Below are 21,719 nucleotides of genomic sequence, written 5' to 3'. Positions count from 1 at the left end.
ATGAACGGCCTGTGCTGTCGGCCGGCATGCCCGCGTTATTACCGGCCAGGCCTTGATTTGAGCCGATTCTTAAGGATTCGAACGTGATTGGACGCTTGCGCGGCACCCTGGCTGAGAAACAGCCACCGCACCTGATTCTGGATGTAAACGGGCTGGGTTATGAGCTTGAAGTGCCCATGACCACCCTCTACCGCTTACCGTCGGTCGGTGAACCGCTGACCCTGCACACTCACCTGGTGGTGCGCGAAGACGCGCAATTGCTCTATGGGTTCGTTGGCAAGCGTGACCGGGATTTTTTCCGTGAGCTGATCCGCCTCAACGGCGTGGGGCCGAAGCTGGCGCTGGCGCTGATGTCGAGCCTGGAAGTGGATGAATTGGTGCGCTGTGTGTCGGCCCAGGACACGTCCGCGCTGACCAAGGTACCGGGCGTTGGCAAGAAAACCGCCGAGCGCCTGCTGGTGGAGCTCAAAGACCGCTTCAAGGCCTGGGAGGTTGTGCCGAGCATGTTTGCCCTGGTGCCCAACCAGCCTGATGCGCCGGGTGTGCCGGTGGCCAGCGCTGAAAGCGATGCGGTCAGCGCGCTGATCTCCCTGGGCTACAAGCCGCAAGAGGCGAGCAAGGCCGTGTCAGCCATCAAGGACAAGAACCTGAGCAGCGAAGACATGATCCGCCGCGCCCTGAAGGGAATGATTTAAGTGATTGAAGCTGATCGTCTGATCGCGGCCACCGGGCCTCGTGATCGTGAAGAAATCCAGGACCGGGCGATTCGCCCCCTGAGCCTTGCCGAATACATCGGCCAGCCCACCGTGCGCGAGCAGATGGAGCTGTTCATCCAGGCCGCGCGCGGGCGCAGCGAGTCCCTGGACCACACGTTGATCTTCGGCCCGCCCGGGCTCGGCAAGACCACCCTGGCCAACATCATCGCGCAGGAAATGGGCGTGTCGATCAAGTCCACCTCCGGCCCCGTGCTGGAGCGCCCGGGCGACCTGGCGGCGCTGCTGACCAACCTGGAGCCCCACGACGTACTGTTTATCGACGAGATCCACCGGCTTTCGCCCATCGTCGAGGAAGTACTGTACCCGGCCATGGAAGACTTCCAACTGGACATCATGATCGGTGAAGGCCCGGCGGCGCGCTCGATCAAGCTCGACCTGCCACCGTTCACGCTGGTGGGTGCGACCACCCGTGCGGGCATGCTGACCAACCCGCTGCGAGACCGTTTCGGGATTGTTCAACGTCTAGAGTTCTATAGCACGGCGGATCTGGCCACCATCGTCAGCCGTTCGGCGAGCATCCTTGGCTTGCCCCTGGACCCGGAAGGCGCCTTTGAAATCGCCCGCCGCGCCCGTGGTACCCCGCGGATTGCCAACCGTCTGCTGCGCCGGGTGCGCGACTTTGCCGAAGTGCGGGCCAAGGGGCATATCACCAAGCCCGTGGCAGACCTGGCGCTGAACCTGCTGGATGTGGATGAGCATGGCTTTGATCACCAGGACCGGCGCCTGCTGTTGACCATGATCGAGAAGTTCGACGGCGGCCCGGTGGGCGTGGACAGCCTCGCCGCCGCCATCAGCGAAGAGCGGCATACGATTGAGGATGTACTGGAGCCGTATCTGATTCAGCAGGGCTACATCATGCGCACGCCAAGGGGGCGTGTGGTCACCCGGCATGCGTATCTGCACTTTGGGTTAAACATTCCGTCACGATTGGGCGAGATGCCCGTAGTAGACGAATTCCTCGATGCAGTAGACGATTAAAAACGCTTGGCGATTCGATTTATTCGGAGTTTGTGCTGTCCTAGTGGCTGGCGTCGTCATTCTTTCGTTAGAAATGTGCCACAGAATGAAAAACAGTTGCCTGGCCGGATTGGCAACCTGAGGAGTAAGCACTAGAGTATGCGCGCGCAAAACGGGGATCAGTCGTTCGCACATCGCTGTCGCGTTTATTACGAGGACACCGATGCTGGCGGCATCGTTTATTACGTCAATTACCTAAAGTTCATGGAGCGGGCTCGAACCGAGCGGCTACGGGAGCTGGGCTTTGCCCAATCCCAGCTGGCAGGGGAGGACCTGTTGTTTGTCGTGCATTCCAGCGAGGCGCGTTACCACGCGCCGGCGCGACTGGACGACGAGCTGCTGGTCAGCGCAGAAATAACCGAATTGAACCGTGCCAGCCTGCGCTTTAAACAGCAGGTCAGGCGGGCTACGGATGCAACGCTGCTCTGTGAGGGGCAGTTCCTGGTGGCCTGTGTTCGCACCAATAGTTTGAAACCCCGGGCCATTCCCGAAACTCTACGCGCGGCCTTTGCCGGCGTGAGCGGCGCGGGTAAACATTCAGAGCAGGAGATTTAGCGTGGAACCTACCGTCGTCGACCATTCCTCCATGTGGAGCCTGGTCAGCAATGCCAGTGTCGTGGTTCAACTGGTGATGCTGGTCCTGGTAGCCGCATCGGTTACCTCTTGGGTCATGATTTTTCAGCGCAGCAACCTGCTGCGTGCTGGTCGACGTGCCCTGGAGAGCTTCGAAGAGCGCTTCTGGTCGGGTATCGACCTGTCCAAGCTGTACCGCCAGGCGGGCAGCAACCCGGACCCGGATTCGGGCGTCGAGCAGATCTTCCGCGCCGGCTTCAAGGAATTCTCCCGTCTGCGCCAGCAGCCAGGCGTTGACCCGGAAGCGGTCATGGAAGGCGTGGCCCGTGCCATGCGCGTCGCCATCTCCCGCGAAGAAGAAAAGCTTGAGCAAAGCCTGCCGTTCCTCGCCACCGTCGGTTCCGTCAGCCCGTATATCGGCCTGTTCGGTACCGTATGGGGGATCATGAACTCCTTCCGCGGCCTGGCCCAGGCCCAGCAAGCGACCCTGGCCACCGTGGCCCCGGGTATCGCCGAAGCGCTGATCGCCACCGCCATCGGTCTGTTCGCAGCTATTCCCGCAGTAATCGCCTACAACCGTTTTGCCGCTCGTGGCGAAACCTTGATCAGCCGTTACTACACCTTCGCCGATGAATTCCAGGCGATCCTGCACCGTAAAGTGCACACCAGCGAAGAATAAGCAGGTAATTCCCAATGGCTTTAATCGCTCGAGCTCGCAAAAAGCGCAAGCCGGTCGCCGAGATGAACGTAGTGCCTTACATCGACGTGATGCTGGTGCTGCTGGTTATCTTCATGGTGACCGCGCCGATGCTCAATCAGGGCGTGAAGGTTGATCTGCCCAAGGTTTCCAGCGAAGCCTTGCCGCAGGACAACAACACCCAGGTCCTGACCATTTCGATCAAGGCTGACAAGACCTATTACTGGAACCTTGGCAGCGAAGTCGACACTCAGAAACAGCAGGACAAGGCCATGACCTTGCCGCAGATGACTGATGCCGTGACCAAGATCATTCGCGCCGGCAACGAAGGTGGCAAGCACACCCAGGTGTTCATTCGCGGCGACAAGGTCGTCGACTACGGCTCCGTCATGGGCGCCATGGGCGGGCTGCAGAAGGCCGGGGTCGGTAATGTTGGCTTGATTACCGAGGCGCCCTGATGCACCAACAGCGAGAGCCGTCCGCCTCGGAAAGCTACTTCTGGCCTAGCGTCTGGGCAATTGCCCTGCACGTCCTGGTGTTTGGCATGCTGTTCGTCAGCTTTGCCATGACCCCGGACCTGCCGCCAGCCAAGCCGATCGTGCAGGCGACCCTGTATCAGCTGAAATCGAAAAGCCAGGCCACCACCCAGACCAATCAGAAGATTGCGGGTGAGGCCCAGAAGTCGGCTGCGCGCCAGACTGAAGTCGAGCAGATGGAACAGAAGAAGGTCGAGCAGGAAGCGGTGAAGGCTGCTGCGGAACAAAAGAAAGAAGAGGCGGCTCAAAAGGCCGAGGAATCGAAAAAGGCTGACGAGGCGAAGAAAGCTGCAGAGGCGCAAAAGGCTGATGAAGCCAAGAAAGCCGATAAAGCTGCCGAAGCCAAGAAGGCTGAAGAGAAACAATTGGCTGATATAGCCAAGAAGAAATCTGAAGAAGAAGCCAAGAAGGCTGCCGAAGAAGAGGCCAAGAAAAAGGCCGCTGAAGACGCGAAGAAAAAGATAGTCGAAGACGCGAAGAAGAAAGCCGCGGACGACGCCAAGAAGAAAGCTGAAGCTGACGAGGCGAAGAAGAAGATCGCCGACGATGCGAAGAAGAAAGCTGCCGCCGATGCCTCCAAGAAAAGGGCCCAGGAAGCAGCGCGTAAATCGACCGAAGACAAAAAGGCCCAGGCCTTGGCCGATTTGCTTTCCGACACGCCGCAGCGCCAGCAAGCCTTGGCCGATGAACGTGGTGATGAAGTCGCGGGCAGTTTCGACGACCTGATTCGTTCACGGGCAGCGGAAGGGTGGACCCGTCCTCCTTCGGCACGTAAAGGCATGACAGTAGTGCTGCAGATCGGCATGTTGCCGGACGGTACGGTGACTTCGGTCAGCGTGGCCAAGTCCAGTGGCGACGGTTCGTTCGACAGTTCGGCGGTAGCAGCGGTCAAGAACATTGGCCGGTTGACCGAGATGCAGGGAATGAAACCAAGCGACTTCGCTCCCTACCGTTCATTCAAGATGACATTCACACCTGAGGATCTAGCCTTGTGAGAAACCTTCTTCGAGGAATGCTTGTCGTTATTTGCTGCATGGCAGGGATAGCGGCGGCGGATGAAAAGAACATCCTGGTCACCAGCGGTAGCGATCGGGCCACCCCGATCGCCGTTGTGCCGTTTGGCTGGCAGGGCGGCAGCGTGCTGCCGGACGACATGTCGCAGATCATCAGCGATGACCTGCGCAACTCCGGCTATTACGCACCGATCGACAAAGGCAACATGATCAGCCAGCCGACCCAGGCCAGCGAAGTCATCTTCCGTGACTGGAAAGCGCTGAACGCCCAGTACCTGATGGTGGGCAGCATCACGCCCGCCGGCGGTCGCCTGCAGATCCAGTACACCCTGTTCAACGTCGCGACCGAGCAGCAAGTGCTGACCGGCAGCGTGTCGGGCACCACGGATCAGCTGCGGGACATGGCGCACTACATCTCCGACCAGTCGTTTGAAAAACTGACCGGGATCAAGGGTGCCTTCTCCACGCGCTTGCTCTATGTAACGGCCGAGCGTTTTTCGGTAGACAACACTCGTTACACTTTGCAGCGTTCCGACTATGACGGCGCGCGTGCAGTGACGTTGCTGCAATCCCGTGAGCCGATCCTGTCGCCGCGTTTCGCGCCAGATGGCAAGCGTATTGCCTACGTGTCCTTTGAACAGAAGCGTCCACGGATCTTCGTCCAGCACATCGATACCGGTCGCCGTGAGCAGATCACCAACTTCGAAGGCCTGAATGGCGCGCCAGCCTGGTCGCCGGATGGTTCACGCCTGGCATTCGTATTGTCCAAGGATGGCAACCCGGACATCTACGTGATGAACATGGCTTCGCGCCAACTGAGCCGTGTTACCAGCGGCCCGGGCATCAACACCGAACCGTTCTGGGGCAAGGATGGCTCGACCATCTACTTCACCTCCGACCGTGGCGGCAAGCCGCAAGTCTACAAAACCAGCGTCAACGGCGGCGGCGCCGAACGAGTGACCTTTATTGGTAACTACAACGCTGCACCTAAGCTTTCGGCTGATGAAAAGACGTTGGTGATGATTCACCGTCAGGATGGTTTCACTAATTTCCGGGTTGCGGCCCAGGATTTGCAGCGTGGAACCGTAAAAATCCTTACAGATACCAACCTTGATGAGTCAGCTACTGTTGCGCCCAACGGCACCATGGTAATCTACGCCACCCGCCAGCAGGGCCGGGGAGTCTTGATGCTCGTGTCCATTAATGGACGCGTAAGGCTCCCGCTTCCTACCGCTCAAGGCGAAGTCAGAGAACCGTCCTGGTCCCCTTACCTGAACTGACGCGGCGCTACAAAAAGAAGTACTTAACACACTGGGGTTCATTAGGAGTTTCACGATGGAAATGCTGAAGTTTGGTAAGTTTGCTGCTCTGGCTCTGGCTCTGTCCGTAGCCGTTGGTTGCTCGTCTAAAGGCGGCGACAATGCCGGTGAAGGCGCAGCTGTTGATCCAAACGCTGGTTACGGCGCTAACACTGGTGCAGTTGACGGCTCCCTGAGCGAAGAAGCTGCTCTGCGCGCTATCACCACTTTCTACTTCGAATACGACAGTTCGGACCTGAAACCAGAAGCCATGCGCGCTCTGGACGTTCACGCGAAGGACCTGAAAGCTAACGGCGCTCGCGTTGTTCTGGAAGGTAACACCGACGAACGTGGTACTCGTGAGTACAACATGGCACTGGGCGAGCGTCGTGCGAAAGCCGTTCAGCGCTACCTGGTTCTGCAAGGTGTTGCTCCAGGCCAACTGGAACTGGTTTCCTACGGTAAAGAGCGTCCAGTTGCTACTGGCCACGACGAGCAGTCCTGGGCTCAAAACCGTCGCGTCGAACTGCGTAAGTAATTCGTCATGCGAACGTGCCGTCGTGCTCTAACTGTATTGGCTCTCAGCCTGGCACCGCTTGCGGTGTGGGCTGCGGTTCCTGTGGAAGATAGCAACTCTGGCTATAACAATAGCGGGAGCAGTTATCCGCCAGCGGGTTATGGCACGAACGGCGCCTATGCCGGGGGCGCGGCAACTGCCGCGCCTTCGGCACAGGGCGAACTGTTCAACCAGCTGCAACGCATGCAGGATCAATTGTCGCAGCAACAAGGCACGATTGAGGTTCTGCAGAATCAAGTGAACCAGCTGAAGCAAGAAGGCCTGGAGCGTTACCAGGATCTTGATCGACGCATTGGAGCCGGCGTTACACCAGCCGCCACTCCTGATAATTCTTCTGCCGGTGGCGCCGCAAGCGCCGCCGGTGGTGCAGCGGCAGGGGCCGCGGCTGCGAGCCAAGCCCCTGCCGCCAGCAGCGAACCGGGTGATCCGGCGAAGGAAAAGCTGTATTACGATGCAGCCTTCGACCTGATCAAAGCCAAGGATTTCGATAAGGCCAGCCAGGCTTTTACCGCATTCCTGCGCAAATACCCGAACAGCCAGTACGCGGGCAACGCCCAGTACTGGTTGGGTGAGGTGAACCTGGCCAAGGGTGATCTGCAGGGCGCAGGCCAGGCATTTGCCAAGGTCAGCCAGCTGTACCCCAAGCACGCCAAGGTGCCGGATTCGCTGTACAAACTGGCTGACGTAGAACGCCGCCTGGGTCATACCGACAAGGTCAAAGGCATTCTGCAGCAGGTGGTGGCCCAGTATCCGGGTACCTCTGCGGCCCAGTTGGCTCAGCGGGATCTGCAACGCATGTAAGCGTCGCAACCCGTTCAGAAGAAACCCGCGCCCTGCGCGGGTTTTTTCGTTAGAATCCACGCCCTTTTATGAAACACGCTTCCTGGGGTTTACGCGTTGGCGGAATTCCTCGAAGTGCCTGACGGAGGCGGACAGCCTGTTTAGCTGTTACGCCCGTGGCGACTATGCAAGACACATTACGTATCACCGAAGTTTTTTACTCGTTGCAGGGTGAAACGCGCACTGCCGGGCTGCCCACTGTATTTGTGCGCCTCACCGGTTGCCCGCTGCGTTGCCAGTACTGCGACAGCGCCTACGCCTTCAGCGGCGGCACCGTGCGCACCCTTGAAGACATCCTTGAGCAGGTGGCCGGTTACCGGCCGCGTTATGTCTGCGTCACGGGTGGCGAGCCCCTGGCACAGCCCAATGCCATTCCCTTGCTCAAGCAGTTGTGCGATGCCGGTTACGAGGTGTCCCTGGAAACCAGCGGCGCCCTCGATATCTCTGCAGTCGACCCTCGGGTCAGCCGAGTCGTCGACCTCAAGACCCCAGGCTCCAAGGAAGTGCACCGCAACCGCTACGAGAACATTGAGCTGCTGACGGCCAACGACCAGGTCAAGTTCGTCATCTGTTCCCGTGAAGACTACGACTGGGCGACCTCCAAGCTGATCCAGTATGGCCTGGACCGCCGGGCCGGCGAAGTGCTGTTTTCCCCCAGCCATCATGACCTGAATGCTCGCGACCTGGCCGACTGGGTCGTTGCAGACAACCTTCCGGTGCGTCTGCAACTGCAGCTGCACAAGTACCTGTGGAACGATGAGCCGGGGCGCTGAGATGACTGATCAAAAACGTGCGGTGATCCTGCTGTCCGGCGGCCTCGACTCCGCGACCGTGGTCGCCATGGCCCGTGCAGAAGGCTACAGCTGCTACACCATGAGCTTCGACTACGGCCAGCGTCACCGTGCCGAACTGAACGCTGCCGCCCGTGTCGCCCGAGACCTGGGCGCGGTTGAGCACAAGGTGATCGGCCTGAATCTCGACGGCATGGGTGGCTCGGCGCTGACCGACAGCTCCATAGACGTGCCGCAAGGCCCCAGCGAAGGCATTCCGGTGACCTACGTGCCGGCACGCAACACGGTCTTCCTGTCCCTGGCCCTCGGCTGGGCCGAGGTGCTCAATGCCCGCGACATCTTCATCGGCGTCAACGCCCTGGACTACGCCGGATACCCGGACTGCCGCCCCGAGTACATCGAGTCGTTCGAGCGCATGGCCAACCTGGCGACCAAGGCCGGTGTAGAAGGGCAGGGCTTTCGCATCCTGGCGCCACTGCAGAACCGTAGCAAGGCCGATATCGTGAAGGCAGGCGTAGGACTTGGCGTCGATTACTCGCTGACTGTTTCCTGCTATCAGGCAGACACTGATGGTCGCGCTTGTGGGAAATGCGACAGCTGCAGACTGCGTGCAGAGGGCTTCCAAGCGGCCGGAATTACTGACCCAACGCGTTATTTCTGATTTATTTTAAATAAGGTGTTGAATAATCCTTAGAAATCAGTATTATACGCGCCACCACACAGCGGGTCGTTAGCTCAGTTGGTAGAGCAGTTGGCTTTTAACCAATTGGTCGTAGGTTCGAATCCCACACGACCCACCATTTTTGGCGGTTTAGAAAATCCGGAAGGCCCACGCAAGTGAGGATTTCCGGGTTTTTTTTTGCCCAGTAAAAAGCCGATCACTCTCGCGACAGAGAGTGATCGGCTTTTTTGTTAAAGCTAGCCAAACCGCCCGGTGATGTAGTCCTCGGTCTGTTTCATCTTCGGCTTGGTGAAGATCTCATCCGTATTGCCATGCTCAATCAGTTCGCCCATGAACATGAACGCCGTGCTGTCCGACACCCGGGCGGCCTGCTGCATGTTGTGGGTCACGATGATCACCGTGTATTGCTCTTTCAGCTCGGTGATCAACTGCTCGATGCGCCCGGTGGAAATCGGGTCGAGCGCCGAGGTCGGTTCATCCAGCAGCAATACCTGTGGGCGCAGCGCAATGGTGCGGGCGATGCACAGGCGTTGCTGTTGTCCGCCGGAAAGACTCTGGGCGCTTTGTTTGAGTTTGTCCTTCACCTCATCCCACAGCGCGCCGCCGCGCAAGGCTTGCTCGACTCGATCATCCATTTCCCGGCGCGACAGCTTTTCGTGGTGACGCACGGCATAGGCGATGTTGTCGTAGATCGACATCGGGAACGGCACCGGCTTCTGGAAGACCATCCCGACGTGGCTGCGCAGGCGGTTCATCGAGTAGCCGGGGGCGAGGATGTTTTCGCCATTGAGCAGCACTTCACCGCGGGCTTCCTGCTTCGGGTACATCGAGTAGATACGGTTGAACACCCGCAGCAAGGTCGACTTGCCGCAGCCCGATGGGCCGATGATCGCGGTGATGCGTTTTTCCGGAATGTCGATGTCGATGGATTTCAGCGAACGCTGGTTGTTGTAGAAAAACTCCAACCCACGGACACGGATTTTGGTTTTTTCAGGATCAAGGCGGGTCGATTGCATCAGTGGGACCTATTGCGCAAAAGAATCAGGCGAGACAGCAAGCTCAGCACCAGCACGAACATCGTCAGTACCAAGGCGCCTGCCCATGCGAGGGAGTGCCAGTCATCGAAGGGGCTCATGGCGTACTGGAAAATAACCACCGGCACGCTGGCAATCGGCTTGAGCAGGTTGCTGCTCCAGAACTGGTTGCCGAAGGCGGTGAACAGCAGCGGCGCGGTTTCCCCGGTAATCCGCGCCAGCGCCAGCAGGATGCCGGTCACCACGCCGGCCTTGGCCGCTCTCAACACGATCTGCAACGTCAGTTTCCACTGGGGTACGCCCAGGGCCAGGGCCGCCTCGCGCATGGTGGAAGGTTGCAGTTGGAGCATCTCGTCGGTCGTGCGCACCACCACCGGAATCACCAGCAAGGCCAGCGCCAGGGCACCGGCAATGGCGGAGAAACCTACCTGGTGATTGGTCAGCAGGTTCAGCGGCAGGATCACCCCGGTGTAGATGAACAGGCCCAGCACGATCGACGGCGCGGACAGCAGGATGTCGTTGATGAAACGCACCGTGGTACCCAGGCGCGAGTGCCGTGCGAATTCCGCCAGCCAGATACCGGCCATCAGTCCGATGGGCGTGCCAATCAGCAGCGCAATCCCGGACATCAGGGCGCTGCCATAAAACGCGTTGGCCAGGCCGCCGTCTGTTCCGGGTGGCGGCGTCATCTCGGTAAACAGGCGCAGGTTGAGCGCCTGAAAGCCGTTGATGATGGTGGTCAGCAGAATCCACGCCAGCCACAGCAGGCCAAAGACTGTCGCGCCACAACTGAGCAGCATGGCCACCCGGTTCTTCAAGGCACGCTTGCGGTACAGGCGTTCGTTGCTGCTCATAGGCCCTCCTTGCGGGACAGGCGCATGAGCATCAGCCGCGCCAGTGCCAGCACCACGAATGTCACGATAAACAGCAGGAAGCCCAGGGCGATCAGCGCCGAACGATGCAGGTCGGTGTACGCCTCGCTGAACTCGTTGGCGATGACGGACGCGATGGAACTGCTGGGCATCAGCAACGAGGCGGAGAACTGTTGCGCGTTGCCCAGCACGAAGGTGACGGCCATGGTTTCACCCAGGGCGCGACCGAGGCCGAGAAAGATCCCGCCGACCACTGCCGAACGGGTGTAGGGCAGGACGATGTCCCAAACCACTTCCCAGGTAGTACTGCCCAGTGCGTAGGCCGACTCCTTCAATTGAGTCGGCACACTGCGGAACACCTCATGCATCACCGACGTGATGAACGGCGTGATCATGATCGCCAGCACGATGCCGGCGGTCAGCATCCCGATGCCCAGCGGCGGCCCCTGGAACAGCGAGCCAATAAACGGAAGCGCACCCAGGTAGTCATTGATCCAGGGTGACAAGTGTTCAGCCATAAAGGGCCCGAAAACAAACAGGCCCCACATGCCATAGATAATCGAGGGAATGCCCGCGAGCAATTCAACGGCGGAGGCGACCGGCATTCTGAGCCAGGGCGGCGCCACTTCGGTGAGGAAAATCGCGATGCCGAAACTCACCGGCACCGCAATCAGCAACGCCAGCAACGAGGTGACCAAGGTGCCGTAGATCGGTACCAGGGCGCCAAAGTGGTTGTTGACGGCATCCCACTCGGTGCTGGTGATGAAACCGAAACCGAAGGTCTTGAAGGCCAGGCCACCGCCCCACAGGGTGGAGGCGGCGATGCTTGCCAAGAGCAGCAGCACCAGCATCGCGGCCCCGAACATCGAGCGTTTGAACCACAGATCGTGGCGCTGATCGCGAGCGGCGCGGCTATCACCCGACACGTCGCTTGCGTGAGTAGTCATAACCAGGGATTGCACGGTGTCGTTCATATCAGAAGTGCTCACCCGCCTCCATCAAGCATGCACATGCTTGAGGAAGGGGGCTATAGAGGCGGATCAGTGGGCGAAGTCAGACTTCCAGTAACCTTCGATCCGGGTCACGAGGGAATCGGGCAACGCTACGTAGTCCAATGCCGCAGCCTGCTGCTGACCTTTCTCCAACGACCATTTGAAGAAGTTGAAAGCGGCCTGGCTTTGCTCGGCGTTTTTTGCCTGCTTGTACATGATGATCCAGGTGGTCGCCGTGATCGGCCACGCGTTCTCGCCCGGTGCGTTGGTCATGATCAGGTTGAAGTCATGGGCGTTGGCCCAATCGGCAGTATCAGCCGCTGCCTGGAAGGCCTTGGCGTTGGGCTCGACGAATTTGCCGGACGCGTTCTTCAGTGAGGCGTAGGTCATCTTGTTTTGCAGGGCGTAGGCGTATTCAACAAAGCCGATGGAGTTCTTGATCTGCTTCACGTAGGCCGAAACACCTTCGTTACCCTTGCCGCCCACACCGACCGGCCACGGCACGGTGGTGCCGAAACCGATTTTGGTTTTCCAGCCATCACTGACCTTGGAGAGGTAGTTGGTGAAGTTGTACGAGGTGCCCGAGCCGTCCGAGCGGTGGACCACGGTGATATTCGCGCCCGGCAGTTTCAAGCCGGGGTTGAGGGCGGCAATCGCCGGGTCGTTCCAGGCCTTGATGTCACCGAGGAAGATCTTCGCCAGCACATCACCATCGAGTTTCAGCTGGCCAGCTGCAACGCCCTCGACGTTCATCACCGGCACGATGCCGCCAATCACGCTTGGGAATTGGCCGAGGCCGCCGGCCTTCAGTTCATCCGCCGACAGCGGCGCGTCGGACGCACCGAAGTCCACGGTAGCCGCCTTGATCTGGGCGATACCACCACCGGAGCCGATGGACTGGTAGTTGATCCGGTCACTGGAGCTTTTGCTGTATTCCTGGGACCACTTGGACAGCACCGGGTAGACGAAACTGGAGCCTGCGCCCGTGACGTCAGTGGCGTGAGCGACACCACTCAGGCACAGGGCAGTGAACAACACTGACAGACTCTTTTTGGTCAGCAACATCACGACGACACCTCAAAGGAAGGGGGCAGGTGGAGGGCTCCACCTGCCTGGGACGTGACGATTTAATTCCTGAAATGTGTCTGTTTAATGACGGTTTGGCTTTATGAAGAAACATTTAGAAATATCTGTGGGCGACCCCGGAAGGGATGTTCCGAGGTCGCTGCACTGATCAACCCTGGCTGCGCACCAGGATCGACTCATCGATCTGGGCGATCGACGTGACTCCGGTCAACGTCATGGCCACGCGCATTTCTTTGGCGAAGATATCCAGCAGGTTCTCCACGCCACGCTGCCCGTCGGCGGCCAGTGCGTAAGCCTGTGCACGGCCCAGCAGAACGCCCTTGGCGCCCAGCGCGAGCATGCGCACCACGTCCAGCCCCGAGCGTACGCCGGAGTCCACCAGCACCGTCAGATCGCTGCCCACGGCTTGTACGATAGGCGCCAGTGCCTTGGCTGTGGACAGCACGCCATCAAGCTGGCGCCCGCCGTGGTTGGATACGACGATGCCGTCGGCACCAAAGCTCACCGCGTCCTTGGCATCCTGTGGGTCGAGGATGCCTTTGATGATCATCGGGCCTTTCCAGAATTCGCGGATCCACTCCAGGTCTTTCCAACTGATGGAAGGGTCGAAGTTGTTGGCCAGCCAGCCGATGTAGTCCTTCAGTTGGGTGGGCTTGCCCAGGTACTTGGAGATGTTGCCCAGGTCGTGGGGGCGACCCAGCAGGCCCACATCGAAGGCCCAGGCCGGTTTGGTCATGGCCTGCAGGATTTGGCGTTGCGGCCCGTAGGCACCGGACATACCCGAATGGGCGTCGCGATAACGCGCGCCGGGGGTGGGCATGTCGACCGTGAACACGAGGTTTTTCACCCCGGCGGCCTGGGCGCGCTCCAGGGCGTTTTTCATGAAGCCGCGGTCTTTCAGCACATACAGCTGAAACCAGATCGATTGCGGGCTCTGGGACGCCACTTCCTCGATCGGGCACACGGAAACGGTCGACAGGCAAAACGGAATGCCCTTGTTCGCTGCCGCCTTCGCCGCCTGGACTTCACCACGCCGGGCAAACATGCCGGTCAGGCCCACCGGGCTGAGGACCACCGGCATCGCCAATGGCTGGTCGAACAACGTGGTTTCAAGGCTCAGGCTTTCGACGTTGCGCAGGATGCGCTGGCGCAGGCTGATATCCGACAGGTCGGAGCTGTTGGCCCTGAGGGTGTGTTCGGCGTAGGCGCCGCCGTCGATGTAGTCGAACAGGAAACGCGGCAGTTTGCGGCGGGCGGCTTCGCGGTAATCCGATGCAGACGAAATGATCATGAACAGTGATGCCCCGAGTGAAGAAAACGGTGGGGTGAGGATAGACAAAGGCCTTTCATGGTAAAAACAACTTTTCCAACTTGAATCAAGTCGCAAACGGAATACTCATGAACCTTCGTACGTTGCTGGCCTTTGTCGAAGTAGTTCGCCAGGGCAGCTTCTCACAAGCAGCCGAGGTGGTTTCGCTCACCCAGTCTACCGTCAGCAAGGCGGTCAAGACTCTGGAAGATGAATTGGGCACGCCGTTGTTCAATCGCATCGGCCACAAGAGCGAGCTCACGGCCGCCGGCGAAATTGCCTACCGCCGAGCGCTGGTGTTGCTGGCGGAGCGCAGTGACCTGGTGGCCGAGATCAACGACTTGCTGGGGCTCAAGCGCGGTGTATTGCGCATCGGCTTGCCGCCGGTGGGCAGTGGGGTGCTGTTTGCGGCGATGTTTGCCTTGTATCGACAGCGTTATCCGGAAATCGAGATCGAGCTGATCGAGCATGGCAGCAAGAAGTTGGGCGAATGCCTGGAGGCCGGGGAGGTGGACCTGGCCGCGTTGCTGGTACCGGTGGCGGGAGAATTTGAATATCAGGATGTGCGCGTCGAGCCACTGATGGTGGTGATGCCGATCGACCATCCTTTGGCCGGGCGCAAAAGCGTCGATTTTTCCGACCTGGCTGACTCGCCCTTTATTCTGTTCGAGGCCGGGTTTGCGCTTAACCGGATCATTCTCACAGCCTGCGAGCGCAGAGGCGTAGTCCCGCGTATCACCGCCCGCAGTGCGCAGATCGACTTTATCGTCGACCTGGTTGCCGCAGGCCTGGGTGTCGCGTTTCTACCGAGCATGCTGGCTTACAAACACCTGCACGCCGGCATCGCCCTGATCCAGCTGGACGAGCCCCAGACTGATTGGCACATCGCCCTGGCCTGGCGGCGACAGGCGCACTTGCCACCGGCGGCGCGGGCCTGGCTGGATCTGGCCCTGGAGATGGGGAATGTTCCGGACACGACCCGGCCTGCGGTCTAGCCTTGTGCGACCAGGGGCAGGCGGCTCTTGACGACTTTTTGCAGCAGCAGGGCCAGCACCTCGGTGGAATACGGCTTCTGCAGCAAGACAAAACGGCTGGCCTCTTCCTGGGCGATACGCGCGTATTCGTCGTTGTAGCCGGTGGTGAGCACCACCGGCAGCCATGGGTACAAGGCTTCGATTGCGTCCAGCAACTCCAGGCCACTCATGCCGGGCATGGAGATATCGGAGAACACCACCTGGAAGCTTTCCGGGTTGGGGGCCAGGGCTTCCAGCGCGCTGTTCGCATCCGGCACCCACAGCACGTGAAAGCCCATCTGCTCCAGGGTTTGCGAGGTGTACAGGCCCACATCGGCGTTGTCCTCGACCATCAGCACGCACAAGCCTGAGATGATGGGCGAAGCGCTGGTGTCTTGAGGTACCGGCATGGCACTTGGCTCGACCTTGGGCAGGTACAGCGTAAATTGGCTACCCCTGCCGCACTCGCTCTGTACCAGGATTTCCCCGCCTGATTGCTTGGCGAAGCCGTACACCTGGGACAAGCCCAGGCCGGTGCCCTGGCCGATACCCTTGGTGGTGTAGAAGGGCTCAAAGATCGCGTCGAGTTTTTCCGGCGGGATACCCGAGCCGGTGTCCGCCAGTTCGATGGTCACGTAATCGGCGACACGTACCGGGTGAGCGCGAACCGAGGGTAGCCAGCTTGCCGTCGAAACGGTGATGGTCAAATGCCCGTTGCCGGCCATGGCATCCCTGGCGTTCACCACCATGTTGACCAGCGCGGTATCGAACTGGCTTTCGTCGGCGTTGATAAAGCAGGCGTCGTCAGGCACCTGGATGCTTACCTTGACCCGTGAACCGGTCAGGCTGTCCATCATCTCGCCCACCCGCTTTACACTTTCGCCGACGTTGAACACCTCGGGTCGCAAAGCCTGGCGGCGGGCGAATGTGAGCAACTGGGCCGTCAGGCGGGCCGCGCGATCGACCGTGCTGGCGATGGCTTCCACGTATTTCACGCGGCGTGCTTCGCTCAGGGCAGGTGGCTTGAGCAAGTCGGCACAGGACTTGATCACCGTCAGCAGGTTATTGAAATCATGTGCGACACCGCCAGTGAGTTGGCCGATGGCTTCCAGTTTCTGTGACTGACGCAGGGCGTCTTCCGACAGTCGCAGGGCTTCCTTGGCTTCTTCCTCAGCCTGGATGTCGCGGCCCACGGCGTGGATGTAGTCGCTGTCGGGCACGGCGGTCCAGGCGATCATGCGGTAGCTGCCGTCCTGGTGGCGGTAACGGTTCTTGAAATTGGGGAAGTTCTTGCCATCCCCCAAACGGCTGACCGCCGAGGATGAGACGGCCAGGTCGTCGGGGTGAACCAGGGCCAGCAACTGGCTGCCCACCAGGTCGTTTTCGGCGTGGCCGAGCATGCGTGTCCAGGCCGGGTTCACGGCGGAGATCACACCGTCGAGTTGCGCCACCAGCATCAGGTCCGGCGACAGGCGCCAGATACGGTCGCGATCGCGAGTGCGTTCGACCACCCGCTGTTCCAGGGACTCGTTGAGTTTGCGCAGGGACTCTTCGGCTTCGCGCAGGGGCGTGATGTCCCGGGACACGCAGAGGATTTTCTCCGGCAGGCCGTCACTGCCCATGATCGGGCTGACGTTCACGTGCCACCATTTAAGGTTGCCGGCCAGGGTGTGGGCAGCGCCGACAAAGCTGGCATTGCGACCGGCCTTGGCGGCCTCAACGGCAGCCTTGGCATCGAGATTGCCCTGGTCGTGCCAGAAGTCGGGCCAGGGGCAGCCGCGGATCGCATTGAAGTCGCTGACTTCCATGATCTGCTTGCCGCCTTCGCTCATGAAGGTCAGGCGGGCGTCGAGGTCCAGCACCTTGATGCAATCGTTGATGCTGGCAAGCACGCGTTCGGTGAAGGCTTCGCTGTGGTTGAGGCCCGCGGCGGACAAATCACTCTCGCCAGATTCAGGTGGGCTGTTTGTCTCAGGACCCGTCCCGATAGTGCTATTCATTTGAGTGCTGCCACACGTGTTAAATGGCCGTCATCATGTCATTGCGACACTTATATCACCAGCGCCTTCACGCATATTCGATGGCAGGCAATCCGGCCTGCTGCAAGCGTGACGGCGAGATTAAAACCCGTCAGTCATATTCAGGTTCCGGGGTCTGAATAAGTGCTGGAAAAACCGTCGAAGTCTTTGAAAGAAATAGGATTGTCGGACAATTTTGCGCATGAAAAACTCTTCATAATTTGCCCGCTCGAAGATTGGTAGCTTCCTCTCGCTGCCCAATAATTCGAGTTCTAATAATGAATAAAAAACTCTTCAAGAGCGCTTTGGCGCTGTCGATTTCCCTTGCCTCCACTTCCTTGTTTGCCGGTGGTTTTGCCCTCAACGAACAAAGCATCAGTTCAATGGGGACCGGTTACGCCGGGCGTTCCTCCTCCGCGGATGACGCCAGCACGGTGTTCGGCAACCCGGCGGGCATGTCTCGCCTCAAGCAGAATGAAGTGAGCATCGGGGCGACCTACCTGGATGCCAAGTCGAACATCAAGGACGCCAGTTCCAGCCAAGGTGGCGTGGACAACCCCGGCACCAACAAAGGCGATATGGTCCCCGGCATCGCCGTACCGATGGGCTACCTGGTGACGCCGATTGATGAACACTGGGCGTTTGGCCTGGGAATCTACGCGCCGTTCGGCCTCGTGACCGACTATGAACACAGCTTCCAGGGCAATGGCTTTGGCAACAAAAGCAAGGTTCAAGTCATCACCGTGCAGCCAACCGTCAGCTATGCCTTCAACGACAAGGTTTCGGTGGGCTTCGGTCCGACCTTCAACCGTATCAGTGGCGAACTGGACTCCAAGGTCCCGGCATTTGGCCTCGGCACGGAAAACGTGAAGGTCAAGGGCGACGACACCGCCACCGGTTTCAACGCCGGTATCCTGGTGCAGCCGATTGAAAGCACGCGCATTGGTGTGACCTACCACTCGCAGGTTGTGTATCACCTGTCGGGCAAAACCAACGCCTCGGGGGTGCTCACCGACCTGGTGGATGGCGGCCCGCAGCGGTATGACGCCAAGCTGGATGTCACCACGCCGTCGTCCGTGGACTTCTCGGTCACCCATAAACTCAACGATGACTGGACCCTGTACGTCGGCAGCACCTACACCCGCTGGAGCCAGTTGAAGAAGATTACGATCAACAACAGTGGCGTCTCTGACCTCGCCACCGAACTGGCCGGCCTGAACTCCATCACCGAAGAACAGCACTGGCATGACACCTGGTCTCACGCCATCGGCCTGTCGTACCAGTTGAACAAGCAACTGGTGCTGCGGACCGGCTTTTCGGTGGACCAGACGCCCACCAACAACACCGACCGGTCCGTACGTATTCCTACGGGCGATCGCACGGTGTTCAGCTTGGGCGCTGGCTGGACGCCAGTGGATAACCTGACCTTCGACGTCGCTTATTCCTACTTGAAAGAAGAGCCGATCAAGGTCCGCGACAATAATCCGCAACTGGCGCTGACCTACGACGCCAAGTATGAAAACAGCGCCAACGGTTTCGGCGGTTCGGTGACTTACCGCTTCTGATGCACCGGAAGAGGGCAAAGAGTCAGTTTTCTGACATGGCTCTTTGCTAGCAATTGTATCGGTCGCGCTACCAAACCTTCCCTGTCTTGGTTAAATTGGCTGCAATCCAGCTCAAGACAGGGATCGTCATGACTACGCTTTCGCCGATCAGCTCCGCCATCGCCCTTACCAATCGACCCGCCGTTACCCCGCCAGCTACGCAGGCGCCAGAAACGGACGCCGCTGCCGTGCGACCTTCCTCGGTGGTCAGCCTTGGCAATGTCACGGTGGACGTTCAAGCCGAGACGTATTCCCGCAACGGCCAATTGCCCGGCCATGGGCCGATCAATGCCTGGGAAAGTGACAGCGACGATGCGGTCACCAAAGCGATCAGCACGAATTTCCCTGCACTGCCCAGAGGCACAGGCTTCAGCGGCCTGGGCGCCACCCTGATTGAGCAATTTGCGAAGAGCGGTACCGACATTTCCCAGTCGGCGCTGAGCACCAGCTCTTCCAGGACCCAAAGCCCCGCCGAACTCAAGGTTCAACAGGCGCTGCTGCACAGCAGGGCCGACAACCTGGTCAGCCTGACCGTCAAGACGGCCAGCGGCAAGACCGTCACCTTCAGCCTGGCCAGCCAGTTGGGAGGCTTGGCCGCGCAGGCGAAGGTGGACGGTGGCGCCCTCAGCGCCGCCGAACTCAAGGAAGTCGCCAAGTTGGGCGAAGCCTTCCAGGACGCGATCGACGGCCTGGCCGCCCAGCCGCCGAAGCTCGAGCTGAGCAAGCTGACGCAGTTTGATTCCAGCGTATTGGCTTCGGTGGACCTCAGCGGCAAATTGAAAGTGAGCAATACTGACGACCTCACGCTTGCATTCCATGCGGACAGCCAGGGCCGCACCACGCGCATGAGTAGCCCGGCGGGGGAAGTGAATCTCTCGGTCGACCTGAAGAACGCCGGCATCCTCGGCAACGCCAAGCAACAGGCAATCGCGCTGAAAAGCTACCTGGCCCAGTTCGACAAGGCCCAGGCGCGGGGCAAGGCAGATGCTGACCTGATGGCGATGTTCAAGGATGCGTTTACCGCCATGAACAGCAACTACCCGCAGGGCGCCAAAGCGCCTGCGCCGCTGACCCGCAGCGCGGCAGATCAAGGCCTGCTGACGGGCCTGGCGGATTTCAAGGCCTCCATCAGCCAGGCGGCCAGCTCCCCCAACCCGGCGCGCCCAGGGGAAACCGATACGTTTGCCTATGGGATTTCCCAGAAAACGCGCATCGGCGGCAATGACCTCTCCAATCGCACGATCGATCAGGTCCAGCGATCAAGCCTCAAGGCCAGTTTCCATCAGGGCCTGGATGGCGGGAAGCCGCCGGCTTTCGATACCAGGCGCGAGTCGCAGAACTACCTCTATGTGCAGGTCGACGACAAGGCCAGCAGTGCGGCGAACATCACCTACAAGGATGGCTTCCTGACCAACGCCTCCGTGGACCAAAGCGCCAGCCAGAACACCCGCACCCAGCGATACGAGATGGCTCGACTGGTTAAAGACAGCGTGGTACCGAACGAGGCCACCAGCCATCGCGACTACCTGGTACTGCTGGAATATGCGGCGCGGGAAGGCAAGAGTGCCAAGGGCGCCGATGAAACCATCCTGAAGGATGCCCTGGCGAACATGCATCAGTGGGCGTTGCTGCAAGGCGATCCGTCCGCTTTGCCCGGTTAAACCGGTCGTTGTAAAAAAGGGAAACCCCTGGCCGGGTTTCCCTTTTTCATGCCTGGCCGAATCCCAGATTAGGCTTTTGAAACCATTCGATATTCTGTAGCCTTGCGCAGCTTCACCGTGCTTGATGAACACAATCACTTCGTCCGGCGGCGCCCGAAAGGCTCCAGAGCCGGTGGTACACTCGACTTTCGCGCAACTGCGCCTGCAGGGCTTGCGAACATGACGCAAATTTCCGAACGCCTTCTGGTCCAAGCCCACCTCGACGCCAAGCAGCCCAAGGTGCTGAGCGCCGAAGAAGAGGCGGGCTACCGCGCCGCCATCGCCGCCGAGCTCAAGGCTCAGGACGCGGTGCTGGTGGCACACTTCTACTGCGACCCGGTGATTCAGGCCCTGGCCGAAGAAACCGGTGGCTGTGTCTCCGACTCCCTGGAAATGGCCCGCTTCGGCGCGGCGCACCCGGCCAAGACCGTATTGGTGGCGGGCGTGCGATTCATGGGGGAGACGGCCAAGATCCTCACGCCTGAAAAACGCATCCTGATGCCGACACTGGAAGCCACGTGCTCCCTGGACCTTGGCTGCCCGGTGGATGAGTTCTCGGCATTCTGTGATCAGCACCCTGAGCGCACGGTGGTGGTTTATGCCAACACGTCGGCGGCGGTGAAAGCCCGTGCTGATTGGGTGGTGACTTCCAGTTGTGCGCTGGAGATTGTCGAAAGCCTGATGGATAACGGCGAGACGATTATCTGGGGGCCGGACAAGCACCTGGGCACCTATATCCAGCGTCAGACGGGTGCAGACATGTTGCTGTGGGATGGTGCGTGCATCGTGCACGAGGAGTTCAAGTCCAAGCAGTTGGAGGACATGAAGGCGTTGTACCCGGATGCAGCGATTCTGGTGCACCCGGAGTCGCCGACGTCGGTGATCGAGTTGGCGGATGCGGTGGGGTCTACCAGCCAGTTGATTGCGGCGGCGCAGCGGTTGCCGAACAAGACGTTTATCGTGGCCACCGACCGTGGCATTTTCTACAAGATGCAGCAGCTGTGCCCGGACAAGGTGTTTGTCGAGGCGCCGACGGCGGGGAATGGGGCGGCGTGTCGCAGTTGTGCGCATTGTCCCTGGATGGCGATGAATACCCTGGAGCGTACGCTGCAGTGTTTGCGTGAGGGGAGTAATGAGATTTTTGTTGAGCCTTCGGTGATTCCGCAGGCGGTTAGACCGCTGAAGCGGATGTTGGATTTTACTCAGGCGGCTCGGTTGAGGTTGGCGGGGAATGCTTGATTTGCGGTGGGTTGGTTTGTGTACATATCCATTGCTGCGGTAACGGCCACCT

21 protein-coding genes and 1 tRNA gene are annotated in these 21,719 nt (G+C 59.8%); 16 read left to right on the top strand and 6 right to left on the bottom strand.

The annotated features are described in order from the left end of the window. Window positions 1-83: 83 nt before the first annotated feature. From ruvA to HYE77_RS00055, 12 genes are all read left to right on the top strand, one after another. A complete protein-coding gene (gene ruvA, locus HYE77_RS00110) occupies window positions 84-695 on the top strand; it encodes a Holliday junction branch migration protein RuvA (RefSeq protein WP_003209814.1) in 612 nt (203 codons plus the stop codon). Then, on the top strand, window positions 696-1,754 hold the full coding sequence (gene ruvB, locus HYE77_RS00105; RefSeq protein ID WP_003209815.1) for a Holliday junction branch migration DNA helicase RuvB: 1,059 nt from the start codon (window positions 696-698) through the stop codon (window positions 1,752-1,754). It abuts the gene before it with no gap. Between the two features lie 138 nt (window positions 1,755-1,892). After that, window positions 1,893-2,348: a tol-pal system-associated acyl-CoA thioesterase gene (gene ybgC, locus HYE77_RS00100; RefSeq protein WP_008432379.1), complete on the top strand. Its 456-nt coding sequence runs from the start codon at window positions 1,893-1,895 to the stop codon at window positions 2,346-2,348. 1 nt (window position 2,349) lies between these two features. Beyond that, window positions 2,350-3,045: a protein TolQ gene (gene tolQ, locus HYE77_RS00095; protein ID WP_003209819.1), complete on the top strand. Its 696-nt coding sequence runs from the start codon at window positions 2,350-2,352 to the stop codon at window positions 3,043-3,045. Window positions 3,046-3,068: 23 nt separating this feature from the next. Continuing rightward, a complete protein-coding gene (gene tolR / locus HYE77_RS00090) occupies window positions 3,069-3,521 on the top strand; it encodes a protein TolR (protein WP_161635741.1) in 453 nt (150 codons plus the stop codon). Further along, window positions 3,521-4,594 carry a cell envelope integrity protein TolA gene (gene tolA, locus HYE77_RS00085; protein ID WP_177068226.1) on the top strand — a complete coding sequence of 358 codons (1,074 nt, stop codon included), beginning with the start codon at window positions 3,521-3,523 and terminating at the stop codon, window positions 4,592-4,594. Before tolR ends, tolA begins: the two co-directional genes overlap by 1 nt. Before the next feature lie 17 nt (window positions 4,595-4,611). Beyond that, the gene (tolB, locus tag HYE77_RS00080) at window positions 4,612-5,892 is read left to right on the top strand and encodes a Tol-Pal system beta propeller repeat protein TolB (protein WP_032868196.1); all 1,281 of its coding nucleotides are present in this window, start codon (window positions 4,612-4,614) and stop codon (window positions 5,890-5,892) included. 55 nt (window positions 5,893-5,947) lie between these two features. Beyond that, window positions 5,948-6,448 (top strand): peptidoglycan-associated lipoprotein Pal, encoded by a 501-nt coding sequence (gene pal, locus HYE77_RS00075; protein WP_003209827.1) that lies wholly within the window; start codon window positions 5,948-5,950, stop codon window positions 6,446-6,448. 6 nt (window positions 6,449-6,454) lie between these two features. Next, window positions 6,455-7,288, top strand: coding sequence for a tol-pal system protein YbgF (gene ybgF / locus HYE77_RS00070; RefSeq protein WP_023659229.1), 834 nt, complete (start codon window positions 6,455-6,457; stop codon window positions 7,286-7,288). 164 nt (window positions 7,289-7,452) lie between these two features. Then, the gene (gene queE, locus HYE77_RS00065) at window positions 7,453-8,100 is read left to right on the top strand and encodes a 7-carboxy-7-deazaguanine synthase QueE (RefSeq protein WP_003209831.1); all 648 of its coding nucleotides are present in this window, start codon (window positions 7,453-7,455) and stop codon (window positions 8,098-8,100) included. A gap of 1 nt (window position 8,101) precedes the next feature. Further along, the gene (gene queC / locus HYE77_RS00060) at window positions 8,102-8,779 is read left to right on the top strand and encodes a 7-cyano-7-deazaguanine synthase QueC (RefSeq protein ID WP_043225928.1); all 678 of its coding nucleotides are present in this window, start codon (window positions 8,102-8,104) and stop codon (window positions 8,777-8,779) included. Between the two features lie 63 nt (window positions 8,780-8,842). Beyond that, a tRNA-Lys gene (locus HYE77_RS00055) sits at window positions 8,843-8,918 on the top strand. 118 nt (window positions 8,919-9,036) lie between these two features. Here HYE77_RS00055 and pstB read toward each other — a convergent pair. From pstB to lldD, 5 genes are all read right to left on the bottom strand, one after another. Then, on the bottom strand, window positions 9,037-9,816 hold the full coding sequence (gene pstB / locus HYE77_RS00050) for a phosphate ABC transporter ATP-binding protein PstB (protein WP_003209835.1): 780 nt from the start codon (window positions 9,814-9,816) through the stop codon (window positions 9,037-9,039). Next, a complete protein-coding gene (pstA, locus tag HYE77_RS00045; RefSeq protein WP_003209837.1) occupies window positions 9,816-10,688 on the bottom strand; it encodes a phosphate ABC transporter permease PstA in 873 nt (290 codons plus the stop codon). The genes pstB and pstA overlap by 1 nt, the downstream gene beginning before the upstream one ends. Continuing rightward, the gene (gene pstC / locus HYE77_RS00040) at window positions 10,685-11,680 is read right to left on the bottom strand and encodes a phosphate ABC transporter permease subunit PstC (protein WP_087692899.1); all 996 of its coding nucleotides are present in this window, start codon (window positions 11,678-11,680) and stop codon (window positions 10,685-10,687) included. Before pstC ends, pstA begins: the two co-directional genes overlap by 4 nt. Before the next feature lie 66 nt (window positions 11,681-11,746). Continuing rightward, a complete protein-coding gene (gene pstS, locus HYE77_RS00035; RefSeq protein ID WP_003209841.1) occupies window positions 11,747-12,763 on the bottom strand; it encodes a phosphate ABC transporter substrate-binding protein PstS in 1,017 nt (338 codons plus the stop codon). 169 nt (window positions 12,764-12,932) lie between these two features. Beyond that, a complete protein-coding gene (lldD, locus tag HYE77_RS00030; protein WP_003209842.1) occupies window positions 12,933-14,075 on the bottom strand; it encodes an FMN-dependent L-lactate dehydrogenase LldD in 1,143 nt (380 codons plus the stop codon). Window positions 14,076-14,182: 107 nt separating this feature from the next. On the opposite strand from lldD, the gene HYE77_RS00025 reads away from it, so the two are divergent. Continuing rightward, window positions 14,183-15,088 (top strand): LysR family transcriptional regulator, encoded by a 906-nt coding sequence (locus HYE77_RS00025; protein WP_003209844.1) that lies wholly within the window; start codon window positions 14,183-14,185, stop codon window positions 15,086-15,088. On the opposite strand, the gene HYE77_RS00020 is transcribed toward HYE77_RS00025, so the two are convergent. After that, window positions 15,085-17,043 (bottom strand): PAS domain-containing sensor histidine kinase, encoded by a 1,959-nt coding sequence (locus HYE77_RS00020; protein WP_087692901.1) that lies wholly within the window; start codon window positions 17,041-17,043, stop codon window positions 15,085-15,087. The two genes, HYE77_RS00025 and HYE77_RS00020, sit on opposite strands and share 4 nt — an antisense overlap. Window positions 17,044-17,402: 359 nt before the next feature. Here HYE77_RS00020 and HYE77_RS00015 point away from each other — a divergent pair, with 359 nt between their 5' ends. From HYE77_RS00015 to nadA, 3 genes are all read left to right on the top strand, one after another. Then, a complete protein-coding gene (locus HYE77_RS00015) occupies window positions 17,403-18,689 on the top strand; it encodes an OmpP1/FadL family transporter (protein WP_003209847.1) in 1,287 nt (428 codons plus the stop codon). Window positions 18,690-18,817: 128 nt separating this feature from the next. Continuing rightward, window positions 18,818-20,389, top strand: coding sequence for a lactate dehydrogenase (locus HYE77_RS00010; RefSeq protein WP_218174500.1), 1,572 nt, complete (start codon window positions 18,818-18,820; stop codon window positions 20,387-20,389). Between the two features lie 219 nt (window positions 20,390-20,608). Further along, complete coding sequence (gene nadA / locus HYE77_RS00005) at window positions 20,609-21,667, top strand: quinolinate synthase NadA (protein ID WP_003209852.1); 1,059 nt, start codon at window positions 20,609-20,611, stop codon at window positions 21,665-21,667. Window positions 21,668-21,719 lie beyond the last annotated feature (52 nt).

The organism is Pseudomonas sp. IPO3774, from assembly GCF_013386835.1.
Classification (GTDB): Bacteria; Pseudomonadota; Gammaproteobacteria; order Pseudomonadales; family Pseudomonadaceae; genus Aquipseudomonas.
The sequence above is the reverse complement of the archived record's forward strand: the minus strand, read 5'-3'. Positions and strand labels throughout refer to the sequence as shown.

Coding starts and splice junctions, on each gene's coding strand:
- ybgC (WP_008432379.1), top strand. CDS start 1,893: ATGCGCGCGCAAAACGGGGATCAGTCGTTCGCACATCGCTGTCGCGTT.
- tolA (WP_177068226.1), top strand. CDS start 3,521: ATGCACCAACAGCGAGAGCCGTCCGCCTCGGAAAGCTACTTCTGGCCT.
- tolB (WP_032868196.1), top strand. CDS start 4,612: ATGCTTGTCGTTATTTGCTGCATGGCAGGGATAGCGGCGGCGGATGAA.
- pal (WP_003209827.1), top strand. CDS start 5,948: ATGGAAATGCTGAAGTTTGGTAAGTTTGCTGCTCTGGCTCTGGCTCTG.
- ybgF (WP_023659229.1), top strand. CDS start 6,455: ATGCGAACGTGCCGTCGTGCTCTAACTGTATTGGCTCTCAGCCTGGCA.
- queE (WP_003209831.1), top strand. CDS start 7,453: ATGCAAGACACATTACGTATCACCGAAGTTTTTTACTCGTTGCAGGGT.
- queC (WP_043225928.1), top strand. CDS start 8,102: ATGACTGATCAAAAACGTGCGGTGATCCTGCTGTCCGGCGGCCTCGAC.
- pstB (WP_003209835.1), bottom strand. CDS start 9,816: ATGCAATCGACCCGCCTTGATCCTGAAAAAACCAAAATCCGTGTCCGT.
- pstA (WP_003209837.1), bottom strand. CDS start 10,688: ATGAGCAGCAACGAACGCCTGTACCGCAAGCGTGCCTTGAAGAACCGG.
- pstC (WP_087692899.1), bottom strand. CDS start 11,680: ATGAACGACACCGTGCAATCCCTGGTTATGACTACTCACGCAAGCGAC.
- pstS (WP_003209841.1), bottom strand. CDS start 12,763: ATGTTGCTGACCAAAAAGAGTCTGTCAGTGTTGTTCACTGCCCTGTGC.
- lldD (WP_003209842.1), bottom strand. CDS start 14,075: ATGATCATTTCGTCTGCATCGGATTACCGCGAAGCCGCCCGCCGCAAA.
- HYE77_RS00025 (WP_003209844.1), top strand. CDS start 14,183: ATGAACCTTCGTACGTTGCTGGCCTTTGTCGAAGTAGTTCGCCAGGGC.
- HYE77_RS00015 (WP_003209847.1), top strand. CDS start 17,403: ATGAATAAAAAACTCTTCAAGAGCGCTTTGGCGCTGTCGATTTCCCTT.
- HYE77_RS00010 (WP_218174500.1), top strand. CDS start 18,818: ATGACTACGCTTTCGCCGATCAGCTCCGCCATCGCCCTTACCAATCGA.
- nadA (WP_003209852.1), top strand. CDS start 20,609: ATGACGCAAATTTCCGAACGCCTTCTGGTCCAAGCCCACCTCGACGCC.